This window comes from Flavobacterium hankyongi, assembly GCF_036840915.1.
GTDB lineage: Bacteria > Bacteroidota > Bacteroidia > Flavobacteriales > Flavobacteriaceae > Flavobacterium > Flavobacterium hankyongi.
The window spans coordinates 2,494,428-2,515,345 of record NZ_CP085725.1; the positions used below are offsets into that span (position 1 = coordinate 2,494,428).

The window sequence follows — 20,918 nt, forward strand, 5'->3', positions numbered from 1 at the left end:
TTTGATTGTTGACTATTCTATACTAATTTTTTCATAACCACTTGGTACACTGTAAGGAAACGTAAGTTCCTCATTGAATGTAGCATTCCTATAACTAATATTTATGGTTGTGGTTTTGTTATCTTGAATTGCAAAAATAGTAAGTTCTTGTGGTAAAACCATTTCTGGAAACGATTTGTAGTCAGAATAATTTACTAATAGCTTTCTTGCAGGGTCGTTTTGTTTTATTTCTTGTCTTTTAAGCCAAAATGTAGCAGGGTCGAAAACAAAAGTTTTAATAAAATTTTGTTTTGATGTATCTTCAAGTTTTGGCATTCCATCTTCTAAAAGTGATGCGTATTTACCTTTGTTTAAATCATCTAATGACTGACCTAAAAGCATGTTTTGTACTTTTTGAAAATCAAGATCTGTTCCTAACCAGTTGCTTAAGGTTTTATAATCTCCTTCAAAATACTTTCCTCCCATTTTTTCATAATACTTCACTTCCAAAGGTGTAATCATAGCTTTTGCCATTGTAATGCCCAGCATTTTTACACTTACAAGTATAATTTCATCTTTCTTTATTCTAATATCTGCCGAAAGTCCCAGAGATTGTTTAGGATCTGTATAATCTACATTTGCTTTAATATAAGCTGTTTTAAAATTTCTATTTACTGCATAATGATTTGCAGCAATGTTTTCAACCGTTAACGCAGTAATATTTTCTTTAGCAACTTCGTTTACAACTGTTTTTTGTTTTGGCTTACATGAAACCATTATTATGGTAATAAATAGTATCGGGAAAATTCTTCGCATTATTTTTTCTTCTTTTTAAGCATATTGGCTTTTGCCAAATATTCATCACTTTTTTGGGAGCTTCCTAGTTGTTTTGATATCTCTGCTAATTCTGTACAGAAATCAATTTCTAAATCGATATTATCCACTACATAATCTAGACCAGACTCTAAAAAATCATTGGCTTTTTTAAAATTTTTAAGTTTATTGGCTGCTTTTCCAGCAAAATAATAATACTCTGGCTGACTAGGATACAAATCTACCAAGTCGCTAGCTTTTTTTAGCATTGATTCAAAATTAGCTTTCTCTTCATAACTAGCTAGTAAAAAAACGTTTGTCTCAATATCTGTATTGTCTTTCTGATATGCTTTTTCCAGATTTTTAATTGCTAAATCCCAGCTACTTTTTTTATAGTAAAACTTACCAATTTCTTTGTAAACATTAAACTCACTATCACTTTCAAAATAGGCTGTTGCTTTGTCTAATTGAGGTTCGTATGAAGGATTTTTTAATACAAAAATCAAAAGTTCATTATACATTTTAAACTTGATTTTTTTATCAATTTGCTTTCCTTCCATAACCTTTTCAAAAGCAATTACAGCTTCTTGTCCTTTGTTGTCGTTTATGAAGTATTTGAACAAGAAAACTTGTGCCCATTCTGAATCTGGAATATTATTCTCTAATTTTTTTGCAACTTCATAAGCTTTTTCCTCTTGCCCATTATCAGAATATTTATAAATTAAAGAAATGTAATTTTCTTCAATTTTAGGGTTTTGTTGAATGGCTTTTTCGAGGTCTTTTTTATCCGAAGCATTTGTTTTAGATTGTGAATTAATTTCTAATCGATAACGATCACGCATTTCTGTTTTTCCTACTGTTTCGTCAAGTTCATTTATAAGTACTAAAGCTTTATCAAATTGAGCGGTATACATATAGAGTGAGACCAAATCCTCTTTATAGTTTTTATCGAAAGGAATTATCTTCTGAACAGTTAAAATAGCTTGGTTAAAGTTTTTGATTTCATAATAAACATCATACAAATCAATCCAATACCATTTTTGATTAGGATCAATTTGCGTCGCTTTTATCAGAGCGGTTTCAGCATTATTGAAATCTTTCTGAAAGAAGTAGTTCTTTCCTAGTTCATGATAGATTATTGCATTTTGTGGCTGAAACTTTAAGCATTTTTCTAACGAGACTATTGCTTTATCATAATTCTCCATCCCTTTGTGCTTCAGCGATTCGTAATATGATTCCTGAAACTCATCATTTACTAAAGCAATATCATCTGGTTCAGTTTGTGCCAAAAGTGAAGCCGAAATGAAAAACATTCCAGCTATTAGAAAACTATTTTTTGACACTTTACTTTTCATATTATTCTAAAACTGAATAATCTCCAATACTTATACTTTTAAAATCTCCATTAAACGTAGCATGATTTCCAATCATTGCATTATCTAAATTTGCATTACTAATATGCGCATGAGTTTGTACCAAACTGTTCTTAATTTTCACGTTTGTCAAATGTGTTGCTTTCCCTAAAGAAACATTGGGCCCTACGATTGAATTAATTAAAACTACATCCTCTCCAATAAAACATGGTGGAATAATAGTAGAATTTTCAATTCTAGCACTATCATTAACTAAATTCGTTGAATCCTCTTCATGTAAAAAATGAAGCATTCTAGAATTTGTTTCAACAGTTACTTCTTTATTACCACAATCCATCCACTCATCTACTTTTCCAGGCACAAATTTCATGCCTTTTTGTTTCATGTTTTCCAATCCGTCTGTTAGTTGGTATTCGCCACCTTTCTGAATATTGTTGTCTAACAAGTATTCAAGCTCTCCTCGCAACGTTTCTCCAGATTTGAAATAATAGATTCCAATAATGGCTAAATCTGAAACAAAGCTTGTTGGTTTCTCTACAAAATCAACAATTTGGTTGTTATCATTTAATTGTACTACTCCAAAAGCACTTGGATCTTCTACTTGTTTTACCCAAATCACACTATCTGCTGAAGTATCTAACGTAAAATCGGCTCTAAAAAGTGTATCGGCATAGGCAACAACAATTGGACCTTCCATACTTTCCTTTGCACATAGTATTGCATGTGCCGTTCCTAGAGGTTCATTTTGATAATAAATGCTTCCTTTTGCGCCTAATTTTTCGGCAATTGCAATTAGATCTTCTGGAACTTTTGTACCAAAATCTTTGTGGATGATGAAAGCGATTTCATCTATTTTTTGATTTATTACTCCGGCAATATCTTCAACCAATCTGTGAACAATTGGTTTTCCTGCAATTGGAATTAATGGTTTTGGAACTGTTAATGTATGTGGACGAAGACGTGAACCACGTCCTGCCATAGGAACGATTATTTTCATGTTTTTATGCCCGCGAAAGCGGGTATCTTATTAAATTAAACTTTATTCTCTTATTTTATTAAAATTGAAATTCCAATTTATACTTATATCCAACCAAGTTGGGTTCATTTCTTTAATTAAATTTAATTTCCAATCTCTTTTCCATTTTTTTAATTGTTTCTCACGCATTGTCGCTTCAAACCCATTTTTCCATTCTTCGAAATAAACTAATTTGTCACAATTATATTTGGCAGTAAATGAATTTGGATAAACTTTTAATTTATGTTCTTTAACTCTTTCTAATAAGTTATCCGTAACCCCTACATATATAACACCATTAGGTTTATTTGTCATTATGTAGATATACCATAATTTCATTTTTATTACAAAAGATTCCTGCTTTCGCAGGAATTATTTTACTCCGGTGCTACCAAAACCTCCTTCTCCTCTGTCTGTATCAGACAAAACTTCTACTGGATGCCAAAAAATACGCTCGTGTTTTGCAATAACTAATTGAGCAATGCGCTCTCCGTTTTCTATATCGAAGAAATCGTTTGATAAATTTACTAAAATAACCCCTACTTCGCCTCTATAATCTGCATCAATTGTACCAGGTGAATTTAAAACTGTAATTCCTTTTTTGAATGCCAATCCGCTTCGAGGACGAACTTGTGCTTCATATCCTTCTGGTAGTTCAATGAATAGTCCTGTTTTCACTAAAACTCTTCCTAATGGCGGAATGGTGATAGTTTCATCAAGATTTGCTCTTAAATCCATTCCTGCAGATAAATCTGTTTCGTAATGTGGTAAAGGGTGTTGCGACTTGTTGATGATTTTGATTTCCATACTTATATTTTTTAGCCCCGATAATAGCGGCATCCTTTTTGAAGGTTATTGAGGTTTTCGAAATGACCTTTAAAAAGATATAGCGGATAGCGGGAAATAGCTCCTGAAAATTATTGTTGTTTTTTTAAGATTTTTAGAATAGTTGTTTTTTCATTACGATAAATATAGTAAGCAAAAAGGATTAAGGCAAATATTCCGAAGATATAACTGTTTCGCAATATTGGAACATAAAATGATAATGTTGATAGTAATGTCGAAACACCTATATATCCTATAATTTTTTCCATATCATAGGGTATTGGATATTTTTTTTGTCCCAAATAATAGGATATTATCATCATACTTCCATAGGCTACTATAGTTGCTATTGCTGATCCGTAGTAGCTTAATGTAGGTACTAACCAAAAATTAAATAATAGGGTCAACAAGGCTCCAAAAATTGAAATTATAGCTCCAACATGAGTTTTGTTGATTAATTTATACCAAACAGAAAGATTAGTATAAATACCTAAAAAGAAATTAGCCAAAACAATTAGCGGAACAACATTCATTGCATCCCAATATTTGGGACTTGGCACTAAAAGTTGTTTTAAAAGATCAATAAAAACAATTACAAAAAGTAAAATAAATGATCCAGAGATTACAAAATATTTTGTGATTGTTGCATACGTTTGAGATGCGTTTTCCTTATCGGCATGACTAAAGAAAAAAGGTTCAATTCCAAGGGTATAAGCCGTTCTAAATAATACCATGAACATTCCCAATTTATAACAAGCCGAATAGGCGCCAATATCTGCTTTAGGAACATTGAATTTTTCAAGTAAAATTTTATCGAAATGTTCATTGATTGCAAACCCAATTCCCGCTATAAGTATAGGTAAACCATAACGCATCATTTTTTTCCAAAGCTCATAATCAAAATGCCAGTTGATTTTAAAGTAATTATTTGAAACCACAATAAAGGTGAACAAACTCGCTAATAAATTAGATACAAAAATGTATCCTACTTGAAAATTTTCAAAATAAAAAGTGCTTAAAATATTATCCTTAGAAAGATTAGGCAAAACCATTAAGAAGAAAATATTAAGCCCAAAATTGATACCTACATTTGCAATTTTTATTACGGCATACTTCATAGGTCTGCTTTCTGCTCTAAATTTAGAAAACGGGATAATGACCAAAGCATCTAATACTAAAATCCAAATAGTATAAGTGATATACTCAGTTTTTACGTTAATCCAATCGGCAATAGTTTCTCTATAAATTAAGCTTATGCATAAGAAAATAATTGATGACCAAAAAAGAGATACTGTCGAAGTAGAAATCACATTTTTTTTATCCTCTTCTATATTGTAAAATCGGAAGAAGGCTGTTTCCATTCCGTAGGAAAGAATGACATTAAAAAAAACCAGATATGCAAATATAATGGAGACATCTGCAAATTCTGCCTTAGGCAAAGCATGCACATATAATGGATTAAGCATAAAGCTTATCATTCTAGGCAATACTGTTGCCAACCCATAAATCAAAGTTTGTTTGAAAAGGCTTTTATAGACGCTCAAAGTGTATTTTATTAAAAGACAAATGTAATATTTGTTTTATTATGAACTTAACTGTTCTGGATTAATTATTTTTAAGAAATGATACCCTCTGGGAACAAATCCTTGATTATAATAAAATTTATGAGCGGTAAAATTTTCGACATAAGCGTCAAGAACAATCATAGTACTCCCTAACTCTTTAGCTTTAGCATCTATATAATCGGTCATGAGTTTTCCAATCCCTTTTTTTCTGTACTCTGGATGGACCACAAAATTGTCAATTTCTAGATAGGGTCCTGACCATAGCTTTACTCCTTTCCAAAAACCTGTAATTCCAACACAAACATCATTTTCAAAAACTGCTAACTGCTTATAATTGTGTGGTAACATTAGTGACAAGTATTCTTTATATTTTTCGATTGTCATTTTGGGATATAAAAAATGTATTGTCTCTATTTGAGTCAACATCTCTTCAATCGTAGTAAGTTCTTTTAGTTGCATAAAATAGTTTTAGCATGTATAAAATTACGGTACTTTTGCCGAAAACTTATAAAATGCAATTAAAATTTATTTTAGCCCTTTTTTGCTTTAGCATATTTTCACAGTCACAAAGCAGCATTGAAACTAAAAAAGTAGAAAACATTATCACAAAACATGGACTAACCTTTAATGATGAATATTCATGGTTAGAAAAAATGGATTCTGACGAAACAAAAAGCTGGGTTAGTAGACAAAACGCTTATGCTGAAGGTTATTATGCAGCAGTTAAAAAATCTGTATCAACCAAAGAAACGATCAAAATTTACGATCAAAACTCAACGGGTTCATTACCTTCTATAAGGGGAAGATACTTTTACAAACTATTAACTGTAGATAATAAAAAGTCTCCTTACTTATTCATGCTTAAAAAATTAGACGAAGAACCAATTGAATTAGTCAACCCTAATAAAATATATAAAAACAAAAATGTAAATATTGAAAACTATTATCCTTCAAAAAATTCTAATTACTTAGCATATTCATTACGAATTGATGGAAGTGATAAATTAGAAATTAGATTTTTAGACATTAACAGAAAAGAGAAATTAAAGGACACATTAATTAATGTTAAATTTTCAAATGTGTCTTGGAATAAAGATTTAGGTGTTTTTTATAAATTAAATTCTAATAAAAATCAATTTGAAAAGGATTCTACTTATCATGTATTTTATCACAGAATGAATACAACACAAGATAAAGATGAACTTGTTTATGATGGAACAAAATCAAATAAAGATGTTCAATTTTTTACTTCTAAATCTAACTTTTTTTTGATTGAAAAAGATAATGAAAGTAATAAAAAAAGTTATTATTATTCCAACTTAGATGATCAGAATTTCACATTGACTAAGTTTTATGAAAGTGCTAATGGTGAATTTAGATTTATAAACTATCATGCTGGCAGAATTTATTATTCAACTGACAAATATAATTGGGGAGAGGTTCGCTATTTTAATTTAAAAAATAAATCAGATGATAAACAAATTATTCCACAATTTTACAATCACTTATTAGTAAACACATCTTTCACTGATAATTATTTATTTTGCAAATACAAAACACTTGGTAAAACATATCTATCTGTTTATGATTATGAAGGGAAGTTTATTAAGAAAATAGAAACCCCTATTGGAAGTAATATCTCTTTCCAAAACTTTGACGAAGAAACTAAAGACATTTACTTTACCGTTTCTTCATATACTATACCTAACAGAAATTTTAGAGTTAATTTATTAAATAGTAAAGACCCTGAACAGGTTTTTACTTCAGTAAATAGAGCTAAACCAACAGTATTTCCATTAGATTATTTTGAAACTAAATGTATTTCTTTCAAAAATAGAGAAAATATTGATGTTCCTATTACAATCATCTATAAAAAAGGATTACAGTTAAATGGGAATAATCCTTGCTTATTAGAAGCTTATGGTGGTTTTGGTACAATTAGTGGTCCAAGATATGACAATGGTTTACTACATTTTTTAGACAAGGGTGGAGTATATGCTTTTGCCGAAATTAGAGGTGGCGGTGAAAAAGGAAAAGACTGGCACAAAAAAGGAATTGGTTTAAATAGAAAAAATGGACTTGATGATTTTATAGATGCATCAGAATTTTTAATTCAAGAAAAGTATACTAATCAAAATAAACTAGCCATTACAGGTGGATCACAAGGTGGATTGGTTGTTGGTTATGCATTAACTGAAAGACCTGATTTGTATAAATTAGCTTTACCTAAAGTTGGTGTTTTCGACATGGTAAAGTTTGATAAATTCACTATTGGAAACTTCCATCATACAGAATATGGAAATCCAGAAATCGAAACTGAATTCAAATCAATACTTTCTTATTCTCCATTACATAAAATCAAAAAGGATGTTAACTATCCTATGACAGTTATTTTTACTGCTGATAATGATGATAGAGTGCCTCCTTTACATTCTTATAAGTTTGCAGCAGCTTTGCAAAATAGGGAAGCCCAAAAAAACAGAATTATCTTAATCACTAAAAAAGAATTAGGTCATTATGGTGGTAATACTTACAACAAATTTGTTGAAGAAAAAGCGCAGTTTTATGATTTTTTAATTAGAGTATTAATTAAAGAGTAGAGAAATCGTATAATAAAAAAAGTCCCAATTAATTAATGGGACTTTTTTTATACTATAATATTATGACTAACCGTTCAACGCTTCCGCTCCGCCAACAATTTCTAAGATCTCTCCAGTAATTGCAGCCTGACGCGCTTTGTTGTATGTTAATTTCAATTGATTTCTTAATTCAGTAGCATTATCTGTTGCTTTGTGCATTGCTGTCATACGTGCACCGTGCTCTGCAGCAAATGAATCACGAATAGCTTTATACAATTGTGTTTTCAATGATTTAGGAATCAAAGTCATCACAATCTCCTCTTTTGAAGGTTCAAAGATATAATCTCCAGCAACAGCAGTTCCTTTTTCAATTGGTGCCAACGGTAAAAACTGTTCCGCTTTTACTATTTGAGTTGCCGCATTTTTGAATTGGTTATATACTAATTCGATACGGTCATATTCTCCAGCAACAAATTTATCTGTAAGCAATGATGCTACATTAGCTGCATTTTCGAATGTTAAATTATCGAAAATAGCACTTTGGTTTTCAACAATTGAATGAGTCTTCTTAAGAACGTCGTTTCCTTTTTTCCCAATAGCCAACACATCTACCTGAACACCTTGATACTTTTCAGTGATATTTTTGATTTCTTTAATCACGTTAGTATTAAAAGCACCACATAAACCTCTGTTTGAAGTAATTGCTACTAATAATACTTTCTTTACTTCACGTTGATTAGTATAGTCTCCACCAACCTCACCTTCTAAAGTAGCTGAAAGATTTTGCAATAATTCAGTTAATTTTTCAGCGTAAGGACGCATAGCTGTAATAGCATCTTGTGCTTTTTTAAGTTTTGCAGCCGAAACCATTTTCATCGCAGATGTAATTTGCATCGTTGATGAAACTGAAGTAATTCTATTACGGATTTCTTTTAAATTAGCCATTTTTTCTAAATTAGAAAATTAGCGAATCAGAAATTAGCGAATTTACATTCGCTGATTTTCCAATTACGTATTAGTTATATTTTGCAGATACTTCTTTAGCTACTTTTTCAATAACATCAGTAATGTTGTCATCTAATTTACCAGCTTTTAAAGCGTCTAATGTATCTCTGTGTTTAGCATTTAAGAATTCTAAGAAATCTTTTTCGAATTCTTTAACTTTATTTACAGGAACGTTTCTTAATAAGTTTTTAGAACCAGCATAGATAATTGCTACCTGATCTTCTACTGTAAACGGAGAGTTTAATCCTTGTTTTAAGATTTCTACGTTACGTTTACCTTTTTCGATTACATTTAAAGTAGCTGCATCTAAATCGGAACCAAATTTCGCGAAAGCTTCTAATTCACGGAATTGAGCTTGGTCTAATTTTAATGTACCAGATACTTTTTTCATCGATTTAATTTGCGCATTACCTCCAACACGAGATACTGAAATACCTACGTTGATCGCAGGACGTACACCAGAATTGAATAAATCAGACTCTAAGAAAATTTGTCCGTCAGTAATCGAAATTACGTTTGTTGGGATATATGCAGAAACGTCACCCGCTTGCGTTTCGATGATTGGTAAAGCTGTTAATGAACCACCACCTTTAACGATTGGTTTCAATGACTCAGGTAAGTCGTTCATGTTTTTAGCGATATCATCATCAGCAATAACTTTAGCAGCACGCTCTAATAAACGAGAGTGTAAGTAGAAAACGTCTCCAGGGTAAGCCTCACGTCCTGGTGGTCTTCTTAATAATAAAGACACCTCACGGTAAGCAACAGCTTGTTTAGATAAATCATCATAAACGATTAAAGCTGGACGACCAGTGTCACGGAAGTACTCACCAATTGCAGCACCCGCGAATGGAGCATAAACCTGCATTGGAGCTGGATCAGAAGCATTAGCAGCAACAATAACTGTATAAGCCATTGCTCCTTTTTCTTCTAATGTTTTAGCAATACCTGCAACTGTAGATGCTTTTTGCCCTACAGCAACATATATACAGAATACTGGTTTCCCAGCATCATAAAATTCTTTTTGATTAAGGATAGTATCCAAACAAACGGTAGATTTACCAGTTTGACGGTCACCAATTACCAACTCACGTTGACCTCTACCTACTGGAATCATAGCATCTACTGCTTTAATACCTGTTTGTAATGGCTCAGTTACTGGTTGACGGAAAATTACACCAGGTGCTTTACGCTCTAAAGGCATTTCGTATAAGTCACCACCTATAGGTCCTTTTCCATCAATTGGAAAACCTAAAGTGTTTACTACACGTCCTACCATTTGCTCACCTACTTTAAGAGAAGCGATACGTTGAGTTCTTTTAGCAGTTGAACCTTCTTTTAAACCTGTAGATGGGCCTAATAATACCACACCAACATTGTCTTCTTCAAGATTCAATACGATACCTTCCATACCGTTATCAAACTCTACTAACTCACCATATTGAACATTTGATAGCCCGTAGATACGAGCGATACCATCTCCTACTTGAAGTACTGTTCCTACTTCTTCTAGCGTAGCACCAGATTCAAAACCTGATAATTGCTTTTTTAAGATTGCTGAAATTTCAGCAGGTTTAATATCCGCCATAATTATATAAATAATTAATTACTTAATTCTCTTTTTAAAGTTTGTAATCTGTTGGCAACAGAAGCATTGTATTGCTTATCGCCTATTCTTAAAATAAATCCTCCAATTATGGCTGGATCTACAGTGTTTTCGATAGTAACTTTTTTGCTTGAAAACTCTTTTACTTTAGCTAGAACTTTTGCTTCCAATTCAGGAGACATAGCAATAGCTGTAGTTACTTTAGCAACTTCAACTCCGTTAGCTTCATCAAATAATTTATTGTATTCTACTGCAATAGATTCTAAAATTCCGAATCGTTTGTTTTCGAACAACAATCGAAATAAACCTTGAGTAACACCATTTACAGAAGCAAAAACTTCTAACAATGCACTGTGTTTTACTTCATTTTTAAGAGTTGGGTTTTCGATGAAATCCTTTAACTCTTTATTTTCGTTAATTGTATTCGCAATCAAAGTCATGTCTTTGCTTACCTCAGAAGCTACGCTTTTTGAGTTAGCTAAGTCTAAAATTGCTTTCGCATAGCGAATGGCTGCTCTTGTACTTGACATGATAGAATTAGTTTAATTTTACATCACCTAACATTTTCTCAACTAATTTTACTTGAGACTCTTTGTTAGATAATTCGTCTTTTAATAATTTTTCAGCAATTTCTAATGAAAGTGAAGATACATGAGATTTTAATTCTGCCATAGCAGCGTTTTTCTCACCTTCAATAGAAGCTTTAGCTTGTTCGATCATTTTTTGACCTTGAACTTGAGCTTCTTCTTTAGCATCAGCAATCATTTTTTCTTTGATTTCACGAGCTTCTTTAAGCATAGTATCACGCTCTAAACGAGCTTCTTGTAAGATACGCTCATTGTTAGCTTGTAAATCTTGCATTTCTTTCTTAGCATTTTCTGCAGAAAGTAAAGCATCCTTAATACCTTCTTCTCTAGCGGTAATTGATTCCATGATTGGTTTCCACGCAAATTTCACCAATAATAAAATTAACACTAATAAGATAATAGCTTGCCAGAAGAACAAACCGAATGAAAAATCGTTAATTAATTTCTCCATTATGTTGAGTATAAAATGATTTTAATTTTTTAATTGATAAAACAACACCTGTAACCAACCGTTACAGGTATTGTTAAATGTTTTCTTTATTATTTTCCTAAGATTAAAGCAGCGAATGCTAAACCTTCTAATAAAGCAGCGATAATAATCATCGCAGTTTGAATTTTTCCTGCAGCTTCTGGTTGACGAGCAATAGCGTCCATAGCAGAACCACCGATTTTACCTAAACCTAAACCAGCACCGATTACTACTAAACCTGCACCTACTAACATTGGAATGTTCATAATGTATATATTAAAAATTAAACTTCTAAATTAAACTATTGAGTTATCACTATAATCATGACCATCATGATGTTCATGTCCTTCATGATGATGATCCTGAACTGCCATACCTATAAATAATGATGATAACATTGTAAAAATAAACGCTTGTAAGAATGCTACCAACAATTCGATTACAGAAATAAACAATGTTAATCCAATTGATATCGGCATATCAGCCGCTAAATTTTTGCCTACGAAAATCATTGCAATTAAACTCATTATTACTACGTGACCTGCAGTAATGTTTGCAAATAAACGAATTAATAAAGCGAATGGTTTTGTAAGCGTTCCTAATAATTCAATAGGTGCTAATATAATTTTCATTGGAACTGGTACTCCCGGCATCCAGAAAATGTGTCCCCAGTAATCTTTATTAGCACTAAATTGAGTAATAATGTAAGTAAATAAAGCTAAACAAACAGTTACTGCAATATTACCCGTAACGTTGATTCCTATAGGAGTCATACCTAAAAGGTTTAATAACCAAATAAAGAAGAACACTGTTAAAAGGAACCCCATGTATTTTCTATATTTTGTTTCTCCAATATTAGGAATAGCTACTTCATCTCTAATAAAAATGATAAGCGGTTCTAATATTCTACCAAAACCTGTTGGTATTGGACCTCTTTTATATGATTTAGCTAAACTTGTAAACATGAATAACAACAAAGCAGAAACTAATAACATTGAAAGTACATTCTTTGTAATAGAAAAATCTAAAGGTTTTACGTTTGTTGGATGATGGTGAGCATCATAAGTCACAGTTCCCTGAGCATCTGATTTGTAAATTTTACCATGAACCATTTTGTAAAAGTTACCATTGACTTCTGCTAATTCTTTTTCGTTATGGAATTTTGAAGAAGAGAAAAACTGAATTCCATTATCCCATAAAATTACAGGAAGAGAAAAACCATAATGTTTCCCAGATTCCCCATCTGCGAAAAAGTAAAAATCATGAGAGTCTTGTAAGTGGTGCTCAATATAAGCTTGAACTTCATCTTTTTCATTAACAGGACCTCCATGTTTTTCTTCATGTCCAGCTTCAACATGAGCCTCTTCTGCATGTGTTACTGTATCATGCGTAATCGCATGAGTCTCGTGAACAGGTTTAACTGCTACGTGTGTAGAATCGGAAACTGGATTTGCTAAAGCAACAATCGAAAATAAGCTTACAAAAGCTGGCATTATCAATGATACAGGTTTTCTTGGAATTACCATATAAAAATCTATATTTCTGTGTTTGTAAATTTCGTGCAAAGGTACATTTTTTATTAATATCCAAAACGATTAAAATACTTTTTTTAAAAAACTGTTTTGAGAAGGTATTTTTAAATGAAAAATAAGTACACCTTTATATCTCCTTAATTCACATTGTTAACAACTCTACATGTAAAAAAAATTAAAAAATACAGATTTAACAATGTTTTATACCGATAAATTTGTGTTTTTTATCGATATATTTAATTTCAAATTGTTAATAACTTATTTTTGTTTACATTCGCTGTAAAGTTTCTTTTACAAAAACCCAAAACTATGAAAAGAACATTACTTATTTATATATTCCTTTTGACATCTTCGATATTTTTTGCTCAATGTTGGCAATCAGTTTCTGCTGGCGTTGCACATTCTGTTGGTATAAGAGCCGGAGGTACATTGTGGACTTGGGGTAGAAATAATTTTGGTCAAATTGGAGATGGTAGCGCTGTGGCCAACAGAACAATTCCTACACAAATTGGAACAGCCTCAGACTGGCAATTAATATCTTGTGGTGGATCGCATACTTTAGCTCTAAAAACAAATGGAACACTTTGGGCTTGGGGATTAAATTCATCTGGTCAGTTAGGGAATGGAAACAATACCAATTCTAATGTCCCTGTTCAAGTTGGGACTGATACTGATTGGGCAATTATCTCGGCTGGAGATGAATTTTCATTAGCATTAAAAACAAATGGAACACTTTGGGCTTGGGGTAGAAATGATAATAGCCAGTTAGGGGATGGAAGTGTAGTTCCTAAAAATTCCCCAATACAAATTGGAAATCAGACGGATTGGGAATCAATTTCTGCAGGAGCAAATCATTCTTTGGCCATAAAAACAAATGGTAATCTTTATGGTTGGGGTGTAAATAGTCTGGGTCAATTAGGAAATGGAACAACAGTTAATGAAAATACTCCAGTAAAAATTGGAAATGATACTGATTGGAACAAAGTTGCTGCTGGTACTATACATAGTGTTGCTTTTAAAGATGATTTGACTTTGTGGGTGTGGGGAGGAAATAATGAAGGGCAATTGGGTATTGGGACCAGTGGTGCAGGAACTAATATTACAAGTCCTTTTAATATTGTTTCACTTAATGGATGTAGTGTTATAAGTAAAGGAAGTCAAAATACAATTGTAAAAAAATCTGATGGAACAGTTTGGAATTGGGGTGCAAATCTCACAGGTCAGTTAGGTAATGGCACAACAAGCTCTAGCTTTACCAGCAGTCCTATTCAACTGGGGAGTGCGACTGATTGGCAAATCATTTCGATGCGTGGTACACACGTTCTCGCTTTAAAAAATGATGGGTCACTATATGCATGGGGAAACAATACTTATGGCCAAGTAGGTGATGGGACATCGATGAACTTTAAGACAAGTCCTACCTCTACAACTTGTCCAACCCTTAGTGCTGATGAAAAGATGCTCTCAGAAAACATTTCTATTTATCCTAATCCTTCAAATGGAATAATTAACATAAAAAATAAAGAAAATATTACTTTAGATAAGGTTACAATCTATGATTTATATGGAAAAGTTGTTTTAGAAAACATTGGGAATATTTCTCAAATTAATATTGAAACTCTTTCTGTTGGCTTCTACTTTATAGAGTTTTTAGTTGAAGGAAAACAATTTCAGAAAAAGTTCATAAAGAACTAATCCTTCTTCATTAAAAAAACAGTTTTGTTAAGTCTTCTTCCAATGACTATTGTTTCAAATAACAAATAAAGAATAAATAGTGTAAAGTAATTCCATTTTTCAAAAGTTATATTTTGGCTTAAAATATAAACTTTACCAACTATTCCAACAGCTATTGTCTTGATTGTAGTAATAAGCATAAAGCTCATTCCCACAACTTCTTTGTTTTTTATAAAAATTGCTTCAATTATTCCAAAAAGTATTAAAGACATTCCTCCAAAGAAAAGAAGGATAGAAGGCAATGATAATAATGTCAAGTCTGGAAAATCAAAAAGGTTTTTTGCAAGTATATAAATAACAAAAAGAAAAAAACTGAAAAGAATTGGTAATATTAAAAAAGATACGTTAAGTTTTAATTTCATTTTATTTGTTTCCTATTTCGTTTACTTGCCTTATAACATTATACAAAGCAATAAAAACTCCAACTAGAGTAAGTATTTTATAATAGTATACTTTTTCGCTTGGATGATTTTCATCCAACCATAATCCTATCCAATAAAAAGCATAAATAATTACTCCCATTTGAATAGGAATGTTTATAAATGCTAACCACTTATTATATCCTTTAGGTGGTTTGTTGTTCTCCATCTGGTGGAAGAATATTTTTTACTGAGGTTTTCATAACACACGAGGCGCTAAAATCGGCACCTGGTTCTACAGAAAGTTTACCACAAGTAACTTCACCATGAATACTTGCTTTAGATTTTACATTTAAAATTTCCTGAACAGTTACTTTGCCTTCAACTCTACCTTCAACATCAACATTTTTACATGTAATGTCGCCAATAACACTTCCAGCTGGTCCAACAACCAACTTTCCCTTTGAAACGAAATTTCCAATTAAGTGACCGTCTAATCTAAAATCGGCCTGAGAGTCGATATCACCTTTTATAATAGTTCCTTCAACAATTCGGTTTGTTTTACCTAAAAAGTCTGTATATGATTTTGTGCTTTTTTCAAACATATGTTACATCTTTAATTCTAAAAACTGATTGTAGTTTTTGTGAATTTGGATAACCAAATAATTATCACTTGATATTACTTGTGCTGGATTTAATACTTTATATTTTTTATCTTCTTTAAGTAAGGTAATTAGATATCTTGCAAAGTCTCTTGAAGAAATCCCATGTACTACTACAAAGCTTGTCGTTTCGTTATACACATCGTAAGACACTTTAAATTTGTCGTACTGTTTTTCTGCAAAATACTTTTCTAATTTTTCAGTTAGCTTAACTGTCTCTACATCATCTCTTTTTCCAACTTTATAAAGTAATTTCCAATTTGTAGAAACGGTATCCTGAGTTAATATTCTTTGCTCCATTCTTGGGATACTAGCTTTTAAAATATCTTCAGCTTGTTTTGCTTCATTAGAATCTGGATAAGTAACTGCAACATAACTGACCGCCTTTTTATATTCACTTAACCCTTTAAGTTTACCTAAAACACTAGCTTTAAGTAATTCAAATTTTGGAATTAAATCATCTCCTGCGAATTGCTGAATTGATTTGTCTAGAGTTTGAAGAGCATCAACATATTCTTGTTTACTGTACTTTTCATACGTTTTCTTATAAACATTTTCAGGATTTTCATTTGACAATTCTTCCGCTGGAATACTTCCGTTTAATATTTGAGCATATCTTGTATTTGGATATTGTGAAATTATTTTATTTTTAATTTCTTCGGCTCTGGTTATATCTGAAACCTCATAAATTTTATAAAGATTATAAAGCGAAGGTAAAATTAAACGCTCTTCTGGCTGACTTTTTAAAACTGTTTCAAATTTTGAAGCAGCTAGTTTTTGCTCAGAGAATTTCTCCTTATAAATTACACCTAACTGATAATTAGCAAAATTTCTTTCTTTTGCCAAACTATCTAAAACAATTTGTGATGTTGGTAATTGACTAATGTAGAAATCTGTTGAATATTTTTCATCAACAACAACTTCTTTCTTTTCTTCTGTTTTTATTTCCTGATTGTTTTCTACAATAATATTATCTTTTTCTGTAGACCAGCGCCAATTTTCAATCAATTTTCTTTTTCCCCATCTTTTTTGAAACTCAACCTTACCATAAGCCACAGTTGTAGGAGTATAAAAATAAAATGCTCCATCTTGTCCTTTAAAACCAGGAGGTTGCATCATATCGGCTTTTCCTGGAGGTAAAATTGTTTCATTCATTCCTGGCGGATTCATTATTGGCTTTCCAATATCTTGAATACCTTGTTGGCTAGCTAATTCCTTTTGTTTTGCCTCTAAAACTCTTTTTATAGAATCTTTTGCTTTCAAATCAGCTATATGTTTTTCAAAATAAGCTACTCTCTCAATGCCAGACATTGATGTTAGCTTTAATATGCTATCATTATGAGATACGATACCTTCATACTTAATTACATCAACAAGGTTTTCTTTCTTTTTAGCAATTACATAATATTCTTTATTCTTTTTAACCAACTTAGTTAAAGTACTATCATAATATTTCCCAGCGGTAATATATTTAGCCTTATCAAAATAAATAGTCGCTAAATTTCTATATGTTGATGCCTGCAAATATGCGTCGTTTGAACCTCTTTTTAATGACTTATTATAATACTTTATTGCGTTTTGCTTATTACCTACTTTATCATAAAAAAGTCCCATTTCGAAATTCAAAACATCTAAATGCTGTCTATTCTCTCTGTCTTTAAGTAATTTTTTATATTTTTCTACAAATGCTAAAGTGTCTTTCGTTGGATCTAAAAGCAATGCTTGTTTAGCATGTGCACGAATTACATACTGACGAGGAGATTTACGCTTCATATCTATTACGTCTTGAAATTCAGCATAAGCACTGTCTTTATAATCTAGAGATTGATATAATTGTCCCAAAATAAAATGATATCGGGCTCTTTCTTCTTTTAGTCTTGTTGTACTTATTGCCTTTTTTAATGGTGCAATTGCGCTATCTTTGTATTCTAAGTTAATAAACGCTTGTGCTAAAATAGCATTGGCGTCAGCGGTAACCTGTGGTTTTAAATCACCTTTCTTTATGAGTTTTTTTAAGTTTTTTACAGCCAATGCATCGTTTTCAAGACGAATATTGGTTTTTTCACGCCAAACTTTAGCTTCATTGATTTTGTCTGAATTGGTATGTTTGTATAAAATATAATTGAAAGCTTCTAATGCTGGGATAAAACGTTGATCATAATATCTTGCTTTACCTAACATAAGATGGGCTTCATCCATTTGATAATTTTTCTCTTTACCTTCGATATTCATTGAGTGCTTTTGAATAGCTTTTGTAGCTTTAGTCTCCGCACGCTCAAAGTTTTTATTTTTTTCTTTTTGCCCAGGAAGAATTGCTTCTTCAGGAATTTGCATACGTTCTACTGGGAGAACTTCCCAAAAATTATCTTGATACTCTCCTTTAATTTCTTTAATTCCTCCATCAAGAGCTAAACTACCATTATACATTGTATTATCTCTCGCATTTAATGCATGCCAATTTCTGCTAACAAAATTATTTTTTTTGGTAGAGCAAGCTATTGCAGTAACTAAAAAGAAGGCTAGTGATATGTTTTTTAATTGATTGTTTTTCAACATATAAAAGTTTTAAATATAACTTCTAAATACTATTTTTAGTATTATAACTTGTAAAAGTACGTTTCTTTTTACAATTCAGAAAAAAATAACATTTTTTAATTTTATAAGAATTTAAGAATATGTCAGCCTTGTTTGTTAATTTTGCTAAAAAGAGAAAAATATGTCAACATTTTATAAACTCACTATAAAAGAAATTAAAAGGGAAACTCCACAAAGTATATCAGTTGTATTTAATATTCCTATCGAATTTAAGGATTTTTATCAGTTCACAGCAGGGCAATATGTTAATTTAAAGCTGACTTTAGATGGTAAAGAAATACGTAGAGCATATTCTATTTGTTCTTCGCCAAATAGCGGTGAATTAAGAATCGCAATTAAAGCAGTTAAAAATGGTTATTTTTCAAAGTTTGCTAATGACGAATTAAAAGAAGGAAGTGTTTTAGAAGTAGGTACTCCAGAAGGTAAGTTCATACACGAACCTCATCATGATAAGCAAAGAAATTATATGGCTTTTGCTGCTGGAAGTGGTATAACTCCAATAATGTCTATCCTTCAAACAGTTTTGGCTCAGGAATCAAACAGCACATTCGTTTTAGTTTATGGTAATAAATCTCCAGAAGAAACTATTTTCTATAATCAACTAACTGAATTACAAAGTAAGTATCTTGGTCGATTTTTTGTTCATTTTGTTTTCAGCCAGTCTAATCATTCTGAGTTTTTTGGAAGAATTGACAAATCGGTCGTAAACAATATTTTAAATACAAAACACATTGGTAAAGAGTTTTCGAAGTATTATTTGTGTGGACCAGAAGACATGATTAATACCGTGAGCGGAATTTTGAAAGAGAAAAACGTTTCCGAAAAAGATATTAAGTTTGAATTATTCACTGCTTCTACTCAAGAAAATGCTGTTGATACAAGTAAAAATGAACATACAAAAATTACTGTTTTAGTTGACGGTGATGAAGAAACTTTCGAAATGTCATCGAAACAAACTTTGCTTGAAGCTGCACTAAAACATGGAATGGATGCTCCTTATTCGTGTCAAGGAGGTATTTGCAGTAGCTGTATTGCTAGAATTACAAATGGTTCTGCGGAAATGAAGAAAAACTCAATTTTAACTGATAAAGAAATTGCAAGCGGATTAATTCTGACTTGTCAAGCACACCCCACATCTGCCGAAATAACCGTCGATTATGATGACGTTTAAAATAAAAAGGAGCTTTTAAAGCTCCTTTTTTATTGTATTAATAACTGTTTCTGATGAAATGCTTCGCATTACATCTTCATATCCTTCCACCTTTTTATTTCCATAAACCGATGTTGGTAATAACGGGTATTTTTCTCTATCAGCTGTGATACAATATTCTAAAGGTTGGTTGAAAGGTTTAAATCCTGCAAAAGGATGTGTTGCTCCCCAAAGTGTGATAACTTTAACACCCAACATTGCTGCAATGTGCGCATTCCCAGAATCCATAGAAAGCATGAGATCTAAATTCGATATCAAATCCATCTCCTCCTGAAGCTTAATTTTACCTGCAATAACAATTACATTCTGATAATTTGATTTTAACTTGTTTAAAAGTTGAATTTCTTTATCTCCTCCTCCAAATAAAAATATTTTGCTTCCAGATTCTGCTAAACCATCAATTACATTTTGCATTAAATCCAAAGGATATACTTTTGAATCGTATTGTGCGAAAGGTGCAATACCAATCCATTTTTCTGTTTTATTTCCAGTGATGTTTGTTATTTCTTCAGACAAAATTGCCTTCGAAGGGAAAACAGGTTGGGATAGATTTATTGGAAAACCTAATTTTTCGAATGTTTCACAATGTCTTTCAAACATCGATTTTACAGGTTCAAAAACTTTGTTTTCTGCCCTTGTCAATGCTTTTTTATCTGCTCTGCCTTTGTCAGTAGCAGCTGTTCTTTTTCCACTAATAGCGAAAAGATTTCTAACTACTTTAGATCGTAACACATTATGCAAATCAGCAACTGCATCAATACTCAATGGTTTTAAATTTTTGTATAATCTTATTAAACCAAGAAAACCTTTATGCCTTTCTTTTACATCTATTGGAAAAAAATCTATATTCGGAATTCCATCAAAAAAGGGTTTAAAAAAAGGACGAGAAACTACTGTAACCTTTACTTCTGGATATTGCAAAGAAAAAGCTCTCAAAACAGGAACCGTCATTGCAACGTCACCCATAGCCGAGAGCCTAATAACTAAAATATGTTTGATGTTTGACATCT

Annotated in this window: 21 protein-coding genes; 3 read left to right on the top strand and 18 right to left on the bottom strand. The window is 31.6% G+C overall.

Annotated features, from left to right (window positions below; genetic code table 11):
* Nucleotides 1-12: 12 nt before the first annotated feature.
* The 7 genes from LJY17_RS11440 to LJY17_RS11470 form a co-directional block, all read right to left on the bottom strand.
* Entirely contained in the window at nt 13-795 is a 783-nt protein-coding gene (locus LJY17_RS11440; RefSeq protein ID WP_264543956.1) for a DUF4292 domain-containing protein, read from the bottom strand.
* A complete protein-coding gene (locus tag LJY17_RS11445; protein ID WP_264543957.1) occupies nt 795-2,147 on the bottom strand; it encodes a cytochrome C biosynthesis protein in 1,353 nt (450 codons plus the stop codon). Before LJY17_RS11445 ends, LJY17_RS11440 begins: the two co-directional genes overlap by 1 nt.
* Nucleotide 2,148: 1 nt before the next feature.
* On the bottom strand, nt 2,149-3,162 hold the full coding sequence (locus tag LJY17_RS11450) for a sugar phosphate nucleotidyltransferase (RefSeq protein ID WP_264543958.1): 1,014 nt from the start codon (nt 3,160-3,162) through the stop codon (nt 2,149-2,151).
* A gap of 42 nt (nt 3,163-3,204) precedes the next feature.
* Nucleotides 3,205-3,519 carry a GIY-YIG nuclease family protein gene (locus LJY17_RS11455; protein WP_264543959.1) on the bottom strand — a complete coding sequence of 105 codons (315 nt, stop codon included), beginning with the start codon at nt 3,517-3,519 and terminating at the stop codon, nt 3,205-3,207.
* A gap of 33 nt (nt 3,520-3,552) precedes the next feature.
* A complete protein-coding gene (gene dut, locus LJY17_RS11460; protein WP_264543960.1) occupies nt 3,553-3,987 on the bottom strand; it encodes a dUTP diphosphatase in 435 nt (144 codons plus the stop codon).
* A 110-nt stretch (nt 3,988-4,097) separates the two neighbouring features.
* Complete coding sequence (locus LJY17_RS11465) at nt 4,098-5,549, bottom strand: lipopolysaccharide biosynthesis protein (protein WP_264543961.1); 1,452 nt, start codon at nt 5,547-5,549, stop codon at nt 4,098-4,100.
* Between the two features lie 39 nt (nt 5,550-5,588).
* Nucleotides 5,589-6,029: a GNAT family N-acetyltransferase gene (locus tag LJY17_RS11470; RefSeq protein ID WP_264543962.1), complete on the bottom strand. Its 441-nt coding sequence runs from the start codon at nt 6,027-6,029 to the stop codon at nt 5,589-5,591.
* Between the two features lie 53 nt (nt 6,030-6,082).
* On the opposite strand from LJY17_RS11470, the gene LJY17_RS11475 reads away from it, so the two are divergent.
* On the top strand, nt 6,083-8,170 hold the full coding sequence (locus LJY17_RS11475; protein ID WP_264543963.1) for a prolyl oligopeptidase family serine peptidase: 2,088 nt from the start codon (nt 6,083-6,085) through the stop codon (nt 8,168-8,170).
* A gap of 66 nt (nt 8,171-8,236) precedes the next feature.
* On the opposite strand, the gene atpG is transcribed toward LJY17_RS11475, so the two are convergent.
* The 6 genes from atpG to atpB all read right to left on the bottom strand — a co-directional run bounded on the left by atpG (nt 8,237) and on the right by atpB (nt 13,342).
* On the bottom strand, nt 8,237-9,094 hold the full coding sequence (atpG, locus tag LJY17_RS11480; protein ID WP_264543964.1) for an ATP synthase F1 subunit gamma: 858 nt from the start codon (nt 9,092-9,094) through the stop codon (nt 8,237-8,239).
* 70 nt (nt 9,095-9,164) lie between these two features.
* Nucleotides 9,165-10,742, bottom strand: a complete 1,578-nt coding sequence (gene atpA, locus LJY17_RS11485) for a F0F1 ATP synthase subunit alpha (RefSeq protein ID WP_264543965.1) — start codon at nt 10,740-10,742, stop codon at nt 9,165-9,167.
* Between the two features lie 14 nt (nt 10,743-10,756).
* Complete coding sequence (gene atpH / locus LJY17_RS11490; protein WP_264543966.1) at nt 10,757-11,290, bottom strand: ATP synthase F1 subunit delta; 534 nt, start codon at nt 11,288-11,290, stop codon at nt 10,757-10,759.
* A 7-nt stretch (nt 11,291-11,297) separates the two neighbouring features.
* Entirely contained in the window at nt 11,298-11,798 is a 501-nt protein-coding gene (locus LJY17_RS11495) for a F0F1 ATP synthase subunit B (RefSeq protein ID WP_264543967.1), read from the bottom strand.
* Nucleotides 11,799-11,887: 89 nt separating this feature from the next.
* A complete protein-coding gene (gene atpE / locus LJY17_RS11500) occupies nt 11,888-12,082 on the bottom strand; it encodes an ATP synthase F0 subunit C (protein ID WP_264543968.1) in 195 nt (64 codons plus the stop codon).
* A gap of 30 nt (nt 12,083-12,112) precedes the next feature.
* A complete protein-coding gene (atpB, locus tag LJY17_RS11505) occupies nt 12,113-13,342 on the bottom strand; it encodes a F0F1 ATP synthase subunit A (protein ID WP_264544837.1) in 1,230 nt (409 codons plus the stop codon).
* 315 nt (nt 13,343-13,657) lie between these two features.
* On the opposite strand from atpB, the gene LJY17_RS11510 reads away from it, so the two are divergent.
* Complete coding sequence (locus tag LJY17_RS11510) at nt 13,658-15,043, top strand: T9SS type A sorting domain-containing protein (protein ID WP_264543969.1); 1,386 nt, start codon at nt 13,658-13,660, stop codon at nt 15,041-15,043.
* On the opposite strand, the gene LJY17_RS11515 is transcribed toward LJY17_RS11510, so the two are convergent.
* Genes LJY17_RS11515 through LJY17_RS11530 form a run of 4 tightly spaced genes read right to left on the bottom strand, consistent with a single transcriptional unit; the run spans nt 15,040 to nt 18,659 of the window.
* Entirely contained in the window at nt 15,040-15,444 is a 405-nt protein-coding gene (locus tag LJY17_RS11515) for a hypothetical protein (protein WP_264543970.1), read from the bottom strand. The two genes, LJY17_RS11510 and LJY17_RS11515, sit on opposite strands and share 4 nt — an antisense overlap.
* Nucleotide 15,445: 1 nt before the next feature.
* Nucleotides 15,446-15,670: an AtpZ/AtpI family protein gene (locus LJY17_RS11520; RefSeq protein WP_264543971.1), complete on the bottom strand. Its 225-nt coding sequence runs from the start codon at nt 15,668-15,670 to the stop codon at nt 15,446-15,448.
* Entirely contained in the window at nt 15,648-16,046 is a 399-nt protein-coding gene (locus LJY17_RS11525) for a bactofilin family protein (RefSeq protein ID WP_264543972.1), read from the bottom strand. Before LJY17_RS11525 ends, LJY17_RS11520 begins: the two co-directional genes overlap by 23 nt.
* A 3-nt stretch (nt 16,047-16,049) precedes the next feature.
* Nucleotides 16,050-18,659 carry a tetratricopeptide repeat protein gene (locus tag LJY17_RS11530; protein ID WP_264543973.1) on the bottom strand — a complete coding sequence of 870 codons (2,610 nt, stop codon included), beginning with the start codon at nt 18,657-18,659 and terminating at the stop codon, nt 16,050-16,052.
* A 160-nt stretch (nt 18,660-18,819) separates the two neighbouring features.
* On the opposite strand from LJY17_RS11530, the gene LJY17_RS11535 reads away from it, so the two are divergent.
* Nucleotides 18,820-19,869, top strand: coding sequence for a ferredoxin--NADP reductase (locus tag LJY17_RS11535; RefSeq protein ID WP_264543974.1), 1,050 nt, complete (start codon nt 18,820-18,822; stop codon nt 19,867-19,869).
* 15 nt (nt 19,870-19,884) lie between these two features.
* Here the strand turns inward: LJY17_RS11535 and LJY17_RS11540 are convergent, their stop codons facing one another.
* A complete protein-coding gene (locus LJY17_RS11540) occupies nt 19,885-20,916 on the bottom strand; it encodes a glycosyltransferase family 9 protein (protein ID WP_264543975.1) in 1,032 nt (343 codons plus the stop codon).
* Nucleotides 20,917-20,918 lie beyond the last annotated feature (2 nt).

Excerpts from the sequence above, each read along its gene's own strand:
- LJY17_RS11535 (WP_264543974.1), top strand. The coding sequence starts at position 18,820 with ATGTCAACATTTTATAAACTCACTATAAAAGAAATTAAAAGGGAAACT.
- LJY17_RS11515 (WP_264543970.1), bottom strand. The coding sequence starts at position 15,444 with ATGAAATTAAAACTTAACGTATCTTTTTTAATATTACCAATTCTTTTC.
- LJY17_RS11525 (WP_264543972.1), bottom strand. The coding sequence starts at position 16,046 with ATGTTTGAAAAAAGCACAAAATCATATACAGACTTTTTAGGTAAAACA.
- LJY17_RS11445 (WP_264543957.1), bottom strand. The coding sequence starts at position 2,147 with ATGAAAAGTAAAGTGTCAAAAAATAGTTTTCTAATAGCTGGAATGTTT.
- LJY17_RS11510 (WP_264543969.1), top strand. The coding sequence starts at position 13,658 with ATGAAAAGAACATTACTTATTTATATATTCCTTTTGACATCTTCGATA.
- atpG (WP_264543964.1), bottom strand. The coding sequence starts at position 9,094 with ATGGCTAATTTAAAAGAAATCCGTAATAGAATTACTTCAGTTTCATCA.
- LJY17_RS11475 (WP_264543963.1), top strand. The coding sequence starts at position 6,083 with ATGCAATTAAAATTTATTTTAGCCCTTTTTTGCTTTAGCATATTTTCA.
- atpA (WP_264543965.1), bottom strand. The coding sequence starts at position 10,742 with ATGGCGGATATTAAACCTGCTGAAATTTCAGCAATCTTAAAAAAGCAA.
- dut (WP_264543960.1), bottom strand. The coding sequence starts at position 3,987 with ATGGAAATCAAAATCATCAACAAGTCGCAACACCCTTTACCACATTAC.
- atpH (WP_264543966.1), bottom strand. The coding sequence starts at position 11,290 with ATGTCAAGTACAAGAGCAGCCATTCGCTATGCGAAAGCAATTTTAGAC.
- LJY17_RS11440 (WP_264543956.1), bottom strand. The coding sequence starts at position 795 with ATGCGAAGAATTTTCCCGATACTATTTATTACCATAATAATGGTTTCA.
- LJY17_RS11540 (WP_264543975.1), bottom strand. The coding sequence starts at position 20,916 with ATGTCAAACATCAAACATATTTTAGTTATTAGGCTCTCGGCTATGGGT.
- LJY17_RS11530 (WP_264543973.1), bottom strand. The coding sequence starts at position 18,659 with ATGTTGAAAAACAATCAATTAAAAAACATATCACTAGCCTTCTTTTTA.
- LJY17_RS11450 (WP_264543958.1), bottom strand. The coding sequence starts at position 3,162 with ATGAAAATAATCGTTCCTATGGCAGGACGTGGTTCACGTCTTCGTCCA.
- LJY17_RS11520 (WP_264543971.1), bottom strand. The coding sequence starts at position 15,670 with ATGGAGAACAACAAACCACCTAAAGGATATAATAAGTGGTTAGCATTT.
- LJY17_RS11455 (WP_264543959.1), bottom strand. The coding sequence starts at position 3,519 with ATGAAATTATGGTATATCTACATAATGACAAATAAACCTAATGGTGTT.
- atpE (WP_264543968.1), bottom strand. The coding sequence starts at position 12,082 with ATGAACATTCCAATGTTAGTAGGTGCAGGTTTAGTAGTAATCGGTGCT.
- LJY17_RS11470 (WP_264543962.1), bottom strand. The coding sequence starts at position 6,029 with ATGCAACTAAAAGAACTTACTACGATTGAAGAGATGTTGACTCAAATA.
- LJY17_RS11495 (WP_264543967.1), bottom strand. The coding sequence starts at position 11,798 with ATGGAGAAATTAATTAACGATTTTTCATTCGGTTTGTTCTTCTGGCAA.
- atpB (WP_264544837.1), bottom strand. The coding sequence starts at position 13,342 with ATGGTAATTCCAAGAAAACCTGTATCATTGATAATGCCAGCTTTTGTA.